Source organism: Chryseobacterium sp. CH25 (assembly GCF_004119455.1).
In the GTDB taxonomy this organism is placed as follows: domain Bacteria; phylum Bacteroidota; class Bacteroidia; order Flavobacteriales; family Weeksellaceae; genus Chryseobacterium.
The window spans coordinates 1-15,369 of the sequence record NZ_NRQT01000008.1 but is presented as its reverse complement, the minus strand read 5'-3'; the positions used below and the strand labels follow the sequence as shown (position 1 = coordinate 15,369).

Below are 15,369 nucleotides of genomic sequence, written 5' to 3'. Positions count from 1 at the left end.
GTTTTTTTTCTATTTTTGGCTAATGTCTTCATTTGAGAAATTAATTGCTTCAAAATGAGACAATGTTGAAAATCTGATTGTACGAATAAAATTGAAACTATATGAAACAAAGTAATTTGAAATATTCATGTCTCATTGCTGTTTTATACTTCGGTATGAATGTCAATGCTCAGACACAACCAAAAGATACTGTTGCCAAAGAGCAGAAGATCGATGAGGTTGTCCTGATTGGATATGGATCTCAGAAAAAAGAAAACGTGACCGGTAGTATCGGGATCGTTTCTGCTAAAGATTTAGCGAATAAACCTAATGCTAACCCGCTTAGTTCTATACAGGGGAAAGTAGCAGGTGTACAGATATTAAACTCTGGAGCACCGGGAGGCTCTCCAAGAGTCGATATCAGAGGTATTGGTTCATTGACTGGTAAAACCGTTTTTATTGTGGACGGAATGATTACTGATGATATTTCTTTCTTAAACTCTCAGGATATTGAATCGATGAGTGTTTTGAAAGATCCTTCAAGTTTGGCAATTTATGGAGCAAGAGCATCTAATGGTGCTGTGATCATTAAGACCAAAGCAGGAAGAGGTAAAAAACCGGTTTTCAATTTTAACTCTTATTTAGGGATTAAAACAGTAACGAACGTTCCTAAAATGGTTAATTCTGATCAGTATATCCAGTTGTATAATGAAAAACTAATTAATGATAAGGTAAAGGATCCTGTATTTTTAAACAGATCAGATTATCCTGCCGATACAGACTGGTTCAAAGAGATTTTTAGAACTAGTATTATTAATTCAAATGATATTTCGGCTTCAGGTACTCTTGGAAAACTGAATTATTATCTAAGCGCCGGAAATCTTCAGGATGAAGGAAATTTGGCAGCCGGACAAGGTATTAATTCAGGAAGTGGATTTAACAGATTTACGACCAAAGTGAATTTGAGTTATAAAATTACGGATAATATCACTATTGGAAATAACTTCACTTTTTCCAAAATGCGTACAGATTATGTACAGAATACTTTATTAGATGCTTATTCATCACCACCAATTTATCCAATTATCAATCCGGCTACTGGAGATTATCAATATTTTAAAATTCCTAATTCCAGAGCAAAAATGGATTTATTCAGATCTCAAACCAGAGAAGAAAGAATGCTGAATAATATCTGGGGAGAATATAAATTTTTAAAAGATTTTACTTTACGAATCAGTTATAGTACGGACAATATTAATTCGAATAAGTACGAATATACTCCAACATTCTTTTATGCTCCTATTGCTGATCAAAAACCAAATAAATTAATAACGAGAGATTCCAGAACCAGAAATTACATCTGGGATAATACATTAAGCTGGAAAAAAGATTTTGGTAAGCATAATGTAGAAGTATTAGCTGGTTTTTCCAGAACAAGAAACTCTTACTCTCAGGCGTATGCAGAAGCATTAAATGTAAACTACAACGGAAACAATGCTTCTCTGGACATTTCTCAGGGAACAGATATTTATCGAACAGATTTTGAACTGGGCGGTAGAGATGTTATTCCATACCAGGATAGAATTCAATCTTTTTTCGGAAGGGTTAATTATGATTATGATGGGAAATACTTAGTGAATGCTTCGGTTCGTAGAGATGGAACTTCCAAATATTCTGCGAATGACAGATCTCGTGTATTTCCTGCAGTAAGTGCAGGATGGGTAATCTCCAAAGAAAACTTTATGAGTGAGCAGAATGTTGTTAATCTTTTAAAATTAAGAGCAAGCTGGGGTAAATTGGGGAATCCGGATGTACAGAGAGCTTATACATTAAATACAACGATCCTGGATGCTGGTGCATATTTTGGAAACTCAGGTTCTCCTGCACAAACAATAGACAGGGTAATAGATCCGAATATCGGCTGGGAAACAACTACAGGTAAAGATTTCGGATTGGAAATGGCCATGTTCAATAATAAACTGAAAATTGATGCTACTTACTTTGATAAAGATACCAAAGATGTAGTATACGGTATTGTTCAGGGGATGGTTTCTGGAGCTTCTAACTGGAATAATTATGTTACGAATGCTTATTCTTTTAATAATAAAGGATTTGAATTTTCAATCAGTTATGATACTAAGATCAATGATCATATAAAGTTGGGTATCTATGGAAATATGACTACCCTTAAAAACAGAATTACTTCCGTTGCTAATAATTCCTATTTAAATGCCGGAGCAAGCTTATTTGGTAATTCAATCATAAGGCTGCAGGAAGGGCAGGCAGTAGGTTCATATTATGGTTATCAGGTAGCAGGTGTTTTCCAGAATCAGGCTGAAGTAGATGCAGCTGCAATTCAAAATGGATCTCAGGTTGGTGGATTTAAATTTGCAGATCTTGACGGAAATGGGGTGATAGATGTTAGAGATAAAACATTCTTAGGAAGCCCAATTCCTAAAGGAACTTATGGATTTGGTGTGAATATGAATGTATATGATTTTGATTTCGCTATTGATTTCCAGGGAGTGTTTGGTAACAAAATTTACAATTACAACAGAGAACAACGCTATGGAAATGAAAGTTGGGATTTAGATTTTTATAATAACAGATGGCATGGTGCAGGAACATCTAATGCTTATCCTATGGCAACCAACAACCAGGCTATTATTTTACCGAACAGTTTCTATGTAGAAGATGGAAGTTATATAAGAATTAGAAATATTCAGGTCGGGTATACTTTACCTACATCATTTGCAAAATCGATGTCAATTACCAAATTAAGATTATATGTAAGTGCACAGAATCCTTGGACGAGTTTCAAATATAATGGATTCTCACCTGAAATCTTAAATACTGACAGAGTACAAATGGGGGTGGATAATAACATCTATCCAATTTCAGCCATTTATACTATGGGTCTTAATTTAACATTTTAACAAGAAAGAATTATGAAAAAGATATTTTTATCAATCGCATTATTGTCACTTGCAGCCAGCTGCAATGATTATTTAGATGTAAAGCAGGAAGGTTATAAAGAGGCTGCGTCATTTTTTAAGACTCAGGATGATGCAATACAGGCAACCAGTGCTATCTATAGTTTTTTGAGAAGTTGGGAGAATTCAGCTTTCCCATATCAGTTTGTATTTGGAGTACCTGCTGATGATGTGGTTAAAGGATCTAACCCCGGAGATGCTTCTTTTATCAATGAATATGACAACTTCACGTATACAGTTAGTAATGAGGGAGTAAGAGGATATTGGATCGGGCAGTGGCAAGGCTTAAATAGCTGTAACCAGGTGATTACGAATGTTCCAAAAATTGATATGGATGCTGCATTAAAAACAAGACTCGTTGCAGAAGCAAAAATGCTGAGAGCATATCTTTATTTTAATTTAGTTAGGATATATGGTGGTGTTCCTATCTTTGACGGACTTCAGAGCAATTATAATATTCCGAGAAACTCAGTAGAGGAGGTATATAACTTTATTATCTCTGATCTTACCAGTGCAGCAGAAATTCTTCCGCAGAGTTATCCTGCTTCAGACTTGGGAAGAGTGACGAAAGGGGCAGCATTAGGCTTACTTTCAAAAGTATATCTTTATAAGAAAGACTGGCAGAAAGCTTATGACACCTCTAACCAGGTAATGGCAATGGGATATGATTTAGATCCGGACTTCAACCATGTATTCAGACCATCAGGCGAATTTGGAAAAGAATCTGTCTTTGAAGTGAACTGTGATTGTATTCCTCCATTGAAAGGAAGTCAGTATGCGGAAGTACAGGGAGTAAGAGATCAGTTTGGATGGGGCTTCTTCACGCCTTCCAGTGCTCTTGAAAATGCATTTGAACCTGGTGATATCAGAAAAGAGCTTACCATTCTTAGAAATGGGGAAACAACTCCGGAGGGCGATTTAATTGCTATGGGAGATGCTCAGTCTGTAACTACTTATAACCAAAAAGTATATGTGCCAAAAGCTTTGAACAAGAGTGCATGTGGCTATGGATCTATCCAGAATATCAGAATATTAAGATTTGCAGAAATTCTTTTAATTAATGCCGAAGCAGCTAATGAATTAGGAAATACTTCTGTAGCTACTACTAATCTTAATAGAGTGAGAACCAGAGCTAAGCTTGCTGGAACTACTGCTTCAACTCAAGGAGCTCTTAGAAATGCAATCTGGCATGAGCGTAGAGTAGAATTAGCCATGGAAGGAGACCGTTTTGTAGACCTTGTAAGAACAGGACAGGCTGCAACTGTACTTGCTTCTTATGGATTCAAACCGGGAAAAAATGAATTATTTCCAATTCCATTTGATGCCATCACAGAAAGTGCCGGAGTATTTACACAAAACCCAGGATATTAATCAATAACCATAAGCTAGAGGAGAGTGAAAATTCTCCTCTAATTTTATAACCCGTAACCCGATACCAATGAAAAGGACCCTACTGTCAATTGCCGTAACTTCTTTATTCTTTACCTATTCCTGCAAAAATGTTCAGGCTTCAAAACAGGAACCCGTAAAAAATAGTATTGTAAAAAATACCATTACTGATGAACAGCTGATGGATAAAGTGCAGAAAGATGCTCTAAAATACTTTTGGGACTATGCTGAACCTAATTCTATGCTGGGGAGAGAACGTTATCATGAGGACAATATTTATCCTGATAATGATAAACATGTAATTACAACAGGCGGTTCAGGATTTGGATTGGCAACTTTACTGGTAGGAGTGGAGAGAGGCTTTATTCCAAGAAAAGAAGCAGTGAAAAGATTGACGCACATCATGGATTTTCTGGCAAAAGCAGACCGTCATAAAGGTGCCTGGTCACACTGGATCAATGGCGAAACTGGAAAAACAGTTCCTTTTGGAAAGAAAGATAATGGTGGAGACCTTGTAGAAACAGCATTCCTTACCTCAGGGATACTGATGGTTCGTGAGTACTTTAAAAACGGAAATGCAGAAGAAAAAGCTTTAGCTGCAAAATGTGATGAACTTTGGAAAGGAATTCAATGGAACTGGTATACCAAAGGCGGAGAAAAAGTTCTGTACTGGCACTGGTCACCGGAATATCAATGGGAAATGAACTTTCCATTAGAAGGTTATAATGAATGTCTGATCACTTATATTCTTGCAGCATCCTCACCAACTTATTCTATAGATGCTGAAACCTATTATAAAGGCTGGACCAGAAATGGAACTTACCTTACAGACAAAACTAAATACGGATTACCTCTGTATGTAAAACACAACTATGCCGAAGAATACGGCGGGCCGCTTTTCTGGGCTCAATATTCATACATTGGACTTGATCCGACAGGACTATCAGACAAGTTAGTGAAAAACTATTTTGATATCAATAAAAATCAAACCCTTATTGATTACAAATACTGTGTTGAAAACCCTAAACAATGGAAAGGCTATGGCCCAAATTATTGGGGATTAACAGCCGGATATACAAGAAACGAGGACGGAGGTACAGGTTACACTGCTCACATGCCTGGAAATGACAATGGAGTAATAACACCTACAGCTGCTTTAAGCAGTTTCCCATACACTCCAAAAGAATCTATGGATTTTTTAAGATTCATGTATACTCAAAAACCTGAATTCATAGGATCAGCAGGTCCTTATGATGCAACATCCATCAATTATAACAATTGGTTTACCCCAAGATACCTGGCCATTGATCAGGGAACAATAGCTCCGATGATTGAAAATTACAGAACCGGGTTCTTATGGAAGCTGTTTATGAATGCTCCTGAAATTCAACAGGGACTGAAAAAACTGAGCTTTCAATCTACTAAATATGGAATAAAATAATTTTCACTGATTTAACTGATGTTGCAGAATTTATAGGATAACTCAAACACCATAATCTGCTCAATCTGAATAATCAGCGAGAGAAAAAAATAAAAACCAAAGGCTTTAGCCAAAACCTGATATCACTATGAAATTAAAACATCTTCCCCTTTTATTGCTTCCGTTTTCCTTACAGCTTAATGCTCAGGAAATAAAAGCAGAACTGAATAAAGAAGTTAAACGACAGGAGAAAATGTCTTATATCCTGGACTATCCTAAAAATACAAAAGGAAATGTTCCTCTGATTGTTTTTCTTCACGGTTCAGGAGAAAGAGGAAATAACCTTGAACTGGTAAAAGCACACAGCCCGTTCACTTATAAAAATCTGATCAAGGAACCGGTCGCTATTTTGGCACCGCAATGCCCGGCAGATGGTTGGTGGGATACTGTTACAGTATATCATCTGATTAAAGAAATTCAGAAAAAATATAAAATAGATGCCTCCCGAATTTATCTTACAGGGCTGTCTATGGGCGGCTGGGGAACTTTGAAACTGGCTATGGAACATCCTGAAATGTTTGCAGCTGTAGCTTCGGTTTGTGCGCCTACAGATCAGGTGATGACGGCCAATATACAGCAGTTTAAAGATTTGAATATGAAAATATTTCACGGCGGAATGGATGATATCGTATTGCCGGAAAATGCTTTTAAATTTTACCAGAAGCTTCACCCTGTAAACCCAACAGCAGAATTGGTGATCTTCCCGAATGATAATCACAATTCATGGGATTCAGCCTACTCAAATCCACAGTTATATGAATGGATGCTTTCTAAAAAGAAGGAAAAATAGATAGCAACAGAAGTGTAGTGGCAAAAAATAAAATAAAATGAAACGAAATCAAAACAATAATATAAGAAGATAGATTTATGAAAAAGTTAATTGTACTAGCAACCCTGGCCCTTTCGCCGGTGTTTTCCGCTCAGGAATGGTAGATAAGCCTGTACAGTCCTATCAGACTGCACAATATCAGGCTAAAAGAAAAGCCTTTGTAGACAATCTTTTATCTAAAATGACCTTAGATGAAAAAATCGGTCAGATGAACCTTCCAACTTCCGGGGATTTTACTACCGGAATGGCTCAGAGTTCAGATATCGGAAAAAAAGTAGAACAGGGATTAGTAGGCGGGTTATTCAATATAAAAGGAGCAGATAAAATTAAAGCCGTTCAGAAAGTAGCTGTTGAAAAAAGCCGTCTGAAAATTCCAATGATCTTCGGAATGGATGTTATCCACGGATATGAAACAACTTTTCCTATTCCACTAGGACTTGCTGCTTCATGGGATATGAATCTGGTACAGCAGTCTGCAAAAGTTGCCGCAAGAGAAGCTGCATCTGATGGGATTAACTGGACATTTTCTCCAATGGTGGACATCTCCCGCGAACCAAGATGGGGAAGAGTTTCCGAAGGTTCCGGTGAAGATCCATATTTAGGAAGTGAGATCTCCAAAAATATGGTTTATGGATATCAAGGTAAAGATTTAGCTAATGGAACCAATATATTAGCCTGTGTGAAGCACTTTGCTTTATATGGAGCCGGAGAATCCGGAAGAGATTATAATACGGTTGATATGAGCCACGTAAGAATGTTCAATGAGTATTTTCCACCTTATAAAGCCGCTGTAGATGCAGGTGTAGCTTCAGTAATGGCTTCTTTCAATGAAGTGGACGGTGTTCCTGCAACAGGAAACAGATGGCTTCAGACCGAAGTGTTGAGAAATCAATGGAAATTCAAAGGCTTTGTAGTAACAGATTATACCGGAATCAATGAAATGGTTGACCACGGAATGGGAGATCTTCAACAGGTTTCTGCACTGGCTTTAAAAGCAGGTGTTGATATGGACATGGTAGGAGAAGGTTTTTTAACCACTTTAAAAAAATCCTTATCAGAAGGAAAAGTTACACAGGCTGAAATTGATATGGCTGCCAGAAGAATCCTGGAAGCAAAATATGATTTAGGTCTTTTCGATAATCCTTACAAACATGGGGATGCAAAACTGGCTGCCAAAGAAGTGTACAATCTGGAAAACCGTAACATTGCAAGAAATGTTGCTGCTCAGTCTATGGTTTTACTGAAAAATGAAAACCAGGTATTGCCTTTAAAAAAATCAGGAACGGTTGCTGTAATTGGCCCTTTGGTGAATAATTCAATCAATATGTCCGGAACCTGGAGTGTTGCTACAAAGCATAATGTTTCCGTTAATTTAATGCAGGGGCTTCAGGCGAATTATGGTAAAGAAGTGAAATTCCTTTCCGCAAAAGGAGCTAACATTGATTATGATGCAAAACTGGAAGAAATCTATGCTGCTCACGGAAAGAAAACGGATAGAGACAATCGTTCAAAAGAAGAGCTATTAAAAGAAGCAGTTGATGTAGCCAATAAAGCTGACGTTATTGTCCTGGCAATCGGAGAATCTGCAGAAATGAGTGGTGAATCTTCATCAAGATCAGAAATCACTATTCCTCAATCACAGGTTGACCTTTTAAATGAATTGAAAAAGACAGGGAAACCAATCGCAATGATTCTTTTCACAGGCCGTCCGTTAGCATTAACGAATGTAAAAGATACTCCTGATGCCATTGTTAATGCATGGTTTCCTGGTTCAGAAGCAGGAAATGCTATGGCTGATGTTCTTTTTGGAAAAGTAAACCCATCAGGAAAACTTCCAATGACTTTCCCAAGAAGTCTGGGACAGATCCCTATTTACTACAATGCCAAAAACACAGGCCGCCCGCTGGATCAGAAGCTTACGGATAAATGTGAGTACCAAAGATTCCGTTCCAATTATATGGACGAATGTAATACCCCGTTATATGCATTTGGGTATGGGTTAAGCTATACTAAGTTCAATTATTCAGATATCAGTATTTCCAATTCCAATCCGAAAGGTAACCAGACCGTTCAGGCATCAGTAACCGTAACCAATTCCGGAAACTATGATGGTGCTGAAGTCGTTCAGTTATACATCAGAGATATGGTGGGAAGTATTACAAGACCTGTAAAAGAATTGAAAGGTTTCCAGAAAATATTCTTGAAAAAAGGAGAATCGAAAAAAGTAACCTTTGATATCACTCCGGAAAACCTGAAATTCTATAACGGAGAGTTGAAATACGACTGGGAATCAGGAGAATTTGATATTATGATCGGAACAAGCTCCGATGAGGTGAAGCATTCTAAAGTAAACTGGACAAAATAGAAAAGTAAAAAAGATTTTCACAGTAATGTGTTTTATGGTTTTTTTGGCATGATTTTTATTAATACCCAGCCCAGTTATCATATTAATACAGACAACATGAAAAAAACAATTTTATTGAGCGCAATGTTCCTTGGTACTTTAGTATTTGCACAGCAGACCCCAACATTAGGTGGCGATAAAGATGCTCACGGATGTATCGGTTCTGCAGGGTATACCTATTCGCAGATCAAGAAGAACTGTGTAAGAACTTTTGAAGAAAAGATCAAATTAAAAGAGGTTGCTACAAAAGGAGATTATATTGCAGCGGTTATTTTCAGTACAGACAAAAAGAAAGCTGAGGTTTTTGTAAAAGATGCAGAAGGTGGTAGCGTAATTCTTACCAGAGCAGGAAAATCAAAAGCTTGGAAAAAAGATAGTTATGTACTTGTTCCTTACAAAAAAAGCGGATATCAGCTTAAAAAGGATAATGTTGTAATCTATCAATAAAATCAGATTTTCAAATAAAAATTAAGTCACTCGAAAGAGTGACTTTTTTTGTAGATATATAAGAAGTTTAAGAAATAAGTATTAATTTGCAATAGTTCCCATTATTGGGATTTTTATAGTGATCAATAGATATTCAGAATAGCTGATATTAATTTTAATGACATAAAAGTATTTTATTAAAATTATTCTAATATAAAACGGTATATGTTATTCAGAGATAATGTTTTTGTAACTCAAAATGAAATTAATATCTTTATTACCAAATACTTTTACCAAACTGAAAACATTAATAATTTAAATATGAAAAAACCAATTTTATTTACTGCGATGTTCCTTGGCTCTTTAGTTTTTGCTCAACAGAAAGCTCCGGCTTTGGGAGGAGACCGGGATGTTCATGGGTGTATAGGCTCAGCAGGGTATACTTACTCACAAATCAGAAATAATTGTGTGAGGGTTTTCGAGCAGAAGATCAAATTAAAGGAAGTAGGCTCGGATAAAAGCTATAATACAATGACGGCCGTTATTTTTAGTAAAGACATGAAACGAGCTGAAATTTTTATACCAGAAGGCAACGCCAAAAGCATTATTCTTGAAAAAGAAGGAAAAAACAAAATCTGGAAAAGCGGAAGCTATATTAAAGAAACCTATGTTTTAGTTCCTTACAAGAAAACAGGCTATCAGATTAAAAAAGATGATGTAGTCATTTATCAGTAAAATCAGATTATCAAAGAAAAAGCAAGTCATTCGAAAGAATGACTTTTTTTATGGATATGCACAGAGGGTAATTAAATCTATTTTTTTGAAGCTTTACCCGCTATCCACTCATACTCCTCGCGCCTAAGCTTTCCATACCTGCTGCGGGGTAACCGTTACTATCGGGGCTAATTTTATGAGTAATAAGGAATAGGCAATAAATGATAATACAATTTTAAGATTCAATATTACGTATTCTATATGATGTTATGTAGATACTTTTCTAAATCTATTTGAACTACTTTTTTTCGTATTAAATATCTTGTGGTTAAATCAATAGGACCGGGCTTTAGCCAAAACCCGTATTTCTCATTTCATAAAAATAACACGACACTTTCTGTCGTACCGCTTTATTAGCTTTGTAGAAGGCAATACAAGACCATAAAATGCAAAAAGATATCCTCATGTTTATAAATATTTTATATTAAATCGTATTAACGTGATTTTAAAAATGATAAATTTGCGAAAAATTAGCAAAACTAATGACAGAAACTAAAAGCAACATGAATGAAAAGAGCATTCTTAGAAGGTTTACGAAAGCCTTATCAACCATAACTTCACTATTTAATCATCATTTTTTCATTACTCCTTCAAACTAAGGATTAATGTGTACAAATATTATATTTCAATTTGCAATAAAAATACAATTAATATCACTTTATTGTGAGTAGATAATATTATCTTCGGAAAACAAATGTTAATGAAAAAACTTTATCTCAGTGCATGTACTGTATGCACCATTCTTGGGCTATCTGCTCAGGAAGTTCTCTGGCAGAAAGATATCAAATCCTCAACTCAGGATTTTCTAAGCCAGGTTACTACAACAATAGATCAGCAGTATCTTATTACGGGAAGCTCAATACAGAGCGATAAACTTCAACAGGGAAGCAGACAGAACAACGGCTACGATTTCCACCTTGTTAAACTGAACCAACAGGGAGAAGAAGCCTGGGAAAAGTATTTCTCAGGAAATAATCATGATTATTTATCCGCTACGGTATCTACTCAGGATGGAGGATTCCTATTGGCGGGAACGTCGTATTCTGGAAAAGGACTGGATAAAAAGGAAGATTCCAAAGGCGGATCAGATATCTGGCTCATCAGAATTAATGAGTTTGGAGATGAATTGTGGCAGAAAACGTTGGGAACTACTTCCGATGAAGAAGCAAGATCTGTTATTCAGACTACCGATCTTGGCTTTTTTATAGCCGGAAATGTACAGAACTCATCCAAAGGTTATGGTTCCAAAGATGTCTGGATCACCAGACTTGACAAAGATGGAAAAGAACTTTCACAACTTGTCTTAGGCGGAAAAGGATTAGATGAAGTGGAGAAAATGATTCCAACGAAAGATGGTGGAGCCTTATTGGGAATTTATTCAAGGAGTTCCGAGGTTCGTGTTTCGGGATCCGGGGATAACCCTCGTGGAAATGTATCACCTTCTGATCCTCGCACCCCGAACCCCGCATCTCGTACTGCAAAATCCACAGAAAATTTCGGTGAAGGTGATTACTGGATCATCAAACTGGACAAAACCGGAAAAGTAGAGTGGGAAAAGAACTTTGGAGGGAAGGGAGACGATCATATCAGAACCCTGGCATTAACTTCAAACGGTTACATCATTGGTGGCGAATCCCGCTCCGAAAGATCCGGAAACAAAACAGTAGGGATTGAAGAAGGCACAGACCTTTGGCTGATTTCTTTAAATGAAAAAGGTGATGAACAGTGGCAAAAGTCCTACAATTTCAAGAACCGAGACATTCTGATGGGAGCAAGCGTGATTCATTCTGCAGATGGGAAATCCTCAAAAGGAATTTTATTAGGTGGTTACACTCAGGCAGAAGGAAGAATAGAAAAAGATGATGAAACCTTCTGGATGCTGTATTTAGATGGCAACGGAAATGAACAGTGGCGAAAATATGTAGCAGGAGAATCCCGACAAAAAGAAGAACGGCTTTCAGATGTAAAATTAAATAAAGACGGCTCTATTGTTCTAGCCGGAACGAGTGCTAAAGAATTAGGCAAGGAGAACTGGAAGATTGTAAAGCTGGGAGATAAGCAGGTGAATGACCTGATAGAAAAATATGACATCAAGATCTATCCAAATCCAGTATCAGACTATGCCTATATAGAAATTGGCTATGATTTCAAAGAAGCTGATATTATGCTGTATGATATGAGTGGAAGACAGCTTCAGAACTTCAAAACCAAGAACAGAGTGACTAAAATTAATACCCAGGCTTTAATACAGGGAGCTTATTTGGTGACTATAAAAACAGATAATAACAAAACGGCGAATGCAAAGCTGATCAAAAAATAAAAAAACATTAATCATGAAGAAAATAATACTGCTGGCATCTGCATTGTCAGGCATTATGACATTGGGACAAACTTCTATAGATCCCAGTGCTAAAAATGATATTCAGAAAATATTTCCAACGACACCTGAAACTTACAGCATGTTCAAAGTTGGAGACTTCCCGGTAGATTACAGAACCGGGAAACTTAACATTTCTGTACCATTACATGCCATTTCTACTAAATTCGGTGTTTCCATTCCTATTAACTTAACCTACAATACCGGTGGAATAAAAGTAGATGAGACATCAAGTACAGTAGGTTTGGGTTGGGCATTATCAATTCCAAACAGTATTTCTGTGGAAGTGCACGGAAAAGAAGATTTAAATAGTAGTGCACGATGGTTTCCCAGCAACATTTATGATTATCAGTATGTTGATCCTGTCAATTTTGAAAGTTTTCCTACAGAGATGCTTGCTAAGTTACAGGCCCTCAGAGATGATGTAGTAGATACGGAACCCGATATTTATCATTACAGTCTTCCTACCATTTCGGGCTCCTTCACAAGAGATACCGATGGAAACTTTCATACCATTCCTTATGAGAATATCAAGATTTCTTATTCTGATGCTAATAATGAATTTACCATTACAGATCCCCAGGGGATTATTTATACTTTGAAAGTAGGAAGTTCTCTTCTTTTGCAGAGTACACCTTTTTTTAGTTTTGGCTATAGAGCATCATTTTTATTAGACAAAATTACGCTTCCGAATAAAGAAGAAATTATATTTAAATATGATAAATACATGTCATATAAAAATATCACTCATGGTTATACCGATATATACTATCCCGTTCCCACAGCAGTTGATAATTGCGTAGCAGGACAAAAGAATATTCACTCTACTACCACGAATCATTATCTTGATAAACTGCTTACAGAGATTACTTACAACAACGAAAGTATAAAATTTAATTATACCAATACTCTTAATGGAACAATTGGCAGAAAAGATATTTTTGCAGATAATCCTGAGAATACTTATGCGTTAGATGGAATTAAAGTAATTGATAATAAAAGCGATAGGGTAGTAAGAAGCTTAAGATTAGTTCAGGATTATTTTACACGTCCGGGTATTTCAAGTTCGGAATATAGACATTATAGGCTCAAACTTCTTGGGGTAGAAAACCTGTTGGAAAACAACAGATATTCTTTTGAATATAATGAAAAAGACCTGCCGTCTATAGGCAGCTATTCGCAGGATATCTGGGGATATTCTAATGGAAAGACTGGGGGAATAGGGCTCATTCCCAATATGCATTATTTTAATAAAGATTATACGGAAGGGAGTGACAGAAGTGTAGATCCAGCGTACACCCAAACCTATATTTTAAAGAAAATTACTTATCCTACAGGTGGATCATCTGCTTTTTCCTATGAAAACAATACCCTATGGAGCAAGTTGATTATTCCCCAAAAGCAGGAAGTTATATACGGTTATATCAACAATTCTTATACCAGTGATCAGGACGAGTATGAGAATATCCTGATGACTACTCCTTCCAATGAATACTTTTATTTTGATATAAATCCCGTAAACCCTGATGAAAAGCTATGGGTTGAGTTTCTTAATTCATGTTCTAATCAGATTCCTAATCAAATTCCTGAAAATGGAAGCAGCATGGGGACGGCCTACATTGATGAGTTTGTGAATAATCAATGGAATACTCTGGCAACATTTAGTGGTACTGATGTTATTGGACCATTAACAGATGGCTATGCAGCACCTGCAAACAATAAATTTTTTCAAAATCCTCTGGCACCTAAAAGAATCCGGGTAAGAAGAATGGGGAATTGTTCTACGACGCTGAAAGTTTCAAAAATAAAATACATCAAAGAAATAAGCAATCAAAATACGATTGTAGGGGGACTCCGAATAAAAAGCATAGAGGACTTTGACGGGACAACCAAATACACTAAACGAAGATTTGAATACCATAACCCTAATCTTGCTGGTGAACGGTCTTCAGCATCGCTTGCCTCACCTTTAAAATTTTTAAACCTTGTCCCAAAAGCATTTGAAGTTGATGGAAAATCAATATTCTGCAATATGTATGGTTTGAGTGCAGATCAGGCAGTGAACTCCAGTCTTCTTGGGAAAGATGTAGTGAATTATGAATACGTAACAGAGTATACTTTGGGGAAAGGCAGAAAAGTCTATCAGTTTATCCCGGAGGGTGGTGAACTTGACTTATCCAACATTGGATATGGCTTTAATCCGTTTCGTTTTGTCAACAAAAACCTGATTAATGAAAAATATTATACAGATAACGGAACAAGTCCTATAAAAGAAATTATTTATAATTATACGCTTACGTATTCTAAAAATGCTTTATCATCAAATTCTTATGGAAATCCACTCATGGTAGTTCCCTATGGAAAGCTTATCGTGCTTGACAGAAATGTAAGCAAAGCATCGGGTAGTTTTTATTCTACAATAGTACAGGAATCATATCCTGTAGAATCAGGGAAATTTCTACTGTCTGAAAGTACAACAAAAGATTATATTAATGGAAATGAGGTTATTGCAAGAGTTAATAGTAATTATTCCACTGACAATATCCAAAAACCGATTAATCTGATGAAGCAAATTGCAACCGATGTTAATAATGGCTCTTCTACAGAAACATCTTACCTGTATGCTTCTGAGAAAGGCAACCAAAAACTGATCAATGCTAATATAATAGGTATTCCTTTAGAGACAACGGTTATCAAGAAACAGAATCAAAACGATGC

General features: G+C 36.4%; 8 protein-coding genes and 1 pseudogene. All 9 read left to right on the top strand.

Features of this window, described 5'->3' with window-relative positions; genetic code table 11:
* The first annotated feature begins 101 nt into the window (after window positions 1-101).
* On the top strand, window positions 102-2,915 hold the full coding sequence (locus BOQ64_RS17125; RefSeq protein WP_129058399.1) for a SusC/RagA family TonB-linked outer membrane protein: 2,814 nt from the start codon (window positions 102-104) through the stop codon (window positions 2,913-2,915).
* Between the two features lie 12 nt (window positions 2,916-2,927).
* Window positions 2,928-4,343: a RagB/SusD family nutrient uptake outer membrane protein gene (locus BOQ64_RS17120; RefSeq protein WP_228448437.1), complete on the top strand. Its 1,416-nt coding sequence runs from the start codon at window positions 2,928-2,930 to the stop codon at window positions 4,341-4,343.
* A 67-nt stretch (window positions 4,344-4,410) separates the two neighbouring features.
* Window positions 4,411-5,802, top strand: coding sequence for a glucoamylase family protein (locus tag BOQ64_RS17115; RefSeq protein WP_129058398.1), 1,392 nt, complete (start codon window positions 4,411-4,413; stop codon window positions 5,800-5,802).
* A gap of 127 nt (window positions 5,803-5,929) precedes the next feature.
* Window positions 5,930-6,631 carry a prolyl oligopeptidase family serine peptidase gene (locus BOQ64_RS17110; RefSeq protein WP_228448436.1) on the top strand — a complete coding sequence of 234 codons (702 nt, stop codon included), beginning with the start codon at window positions 5,930-5,932 and terminating at the stop codon, window positions 6,629-6,631.
* Window positions 6,632-6,708: 77 nt separating this feature from the next.
* Window positions 6,709-9,035: pseudogene (bglX, locus tag BOQ64_RS17105) on the top strand (beta-glucosidase BglX).
* A 96-nt stretch (window positions 9,036-9,131) separates the two neighbouring features.
* Window positions 9,132-9,521, top strand: a complete 390-nt coding sequence (locus tag BOQ64_RS17100; protein ID WP_129058395.1) for a hypothetical protein — start codon at window positions 9,132-9,134, stop codon at window positions 9,519-9,521.
* Between the two features lie 300 nt (window positions 9,522-9,821).
* Window positions 9,822-10,235 carry a hypothetical protein gene (locus BOQ64_RS17095; RefSeq protein ID WP_129058394.1) on the top strand — a complete coding sequence of 138 codons (414 nt, stop codon included), beginning with the start codon at window positions 9,822-9,824 and terminating at the stop codon, window positions 10,233-10,235.
* Window positions 10,236-10,974: 739 nt separating this feature from the next.
* Window positions 10,975-12,594: a T9SS type A sorting domain-containing protein gene (locus BOQ64_RS17090; RefSeq protein ID WP_129058393.1), complete on the top strand. Its 1,620-nt coding sequence runs from the start codon at window positions 10,975-10,977 to the stop codon at window positions 12,592-12,594.
* A gap of 13 nt (window positions 12,595-12,607) precedes the next feature.
* Window positions 12,608-15,369, top strand: a 2,762-nt coding sequence (locus BOQ64_RS17085) for a hypothetical protein (protein ID WP_164975831.1), incomplete at its 3' end; no start/stop codon positions are given.

Excerpts from the sequence above, each read along its gene's own strand:
- BOQ64_RS17125 (WP_129058399.1), top strand. The coding sequence starts at position 102 with ATGAAACAAAGTAATTTGAAATATTCATGTCTCATTGCTGTTTTATAC.
- BOQ64_RS17120 (WP_228448437.1), top strand. The coding sequence starts at position 2,928 with ATGAAAAAGATATTTTTATCAATCGCATTATTGTCACTTGCAGCCAGC.
- BOQ64_RS17115 (WP_129058398.1), top strand. The coding sequence starts at position 4,411 with ATGAAAAGGACCCTACTGTCAATTGCCGTAACTTCTTTATTCTTTACC.
- BOQ64_RS17110 (WP_228448436.1), top strand. The coding sequence starts at position 5,930 with ATGAAATTAAAACATCTTCCCCTTTTATTGCTTCCGTTTTCCTTACAG.
- BOQ64_RS17100 (WP_129058395.1), top strand. The coding sequence starts at position 9,132 with ATGAAAAAAACAATTTTATTGAGCGCAATGTTCCTTGGTACTTTAGTA.
- BOQ64_RS17095 (WP_129058394.1), top strand. The coding sequence starts at position 9,822 with ATGAAAAAACCAATTTTATTTACTGCGATGTTCCTTGGCTCTTTAGTT.
- BOQ64_RS17090 (WP_129058393.1), top strand. The coding sequence starts at position 10,975 with ATGAAAAAACTTTATCTCAGTGCATGTACTGTATGCACCATTCTTGGG.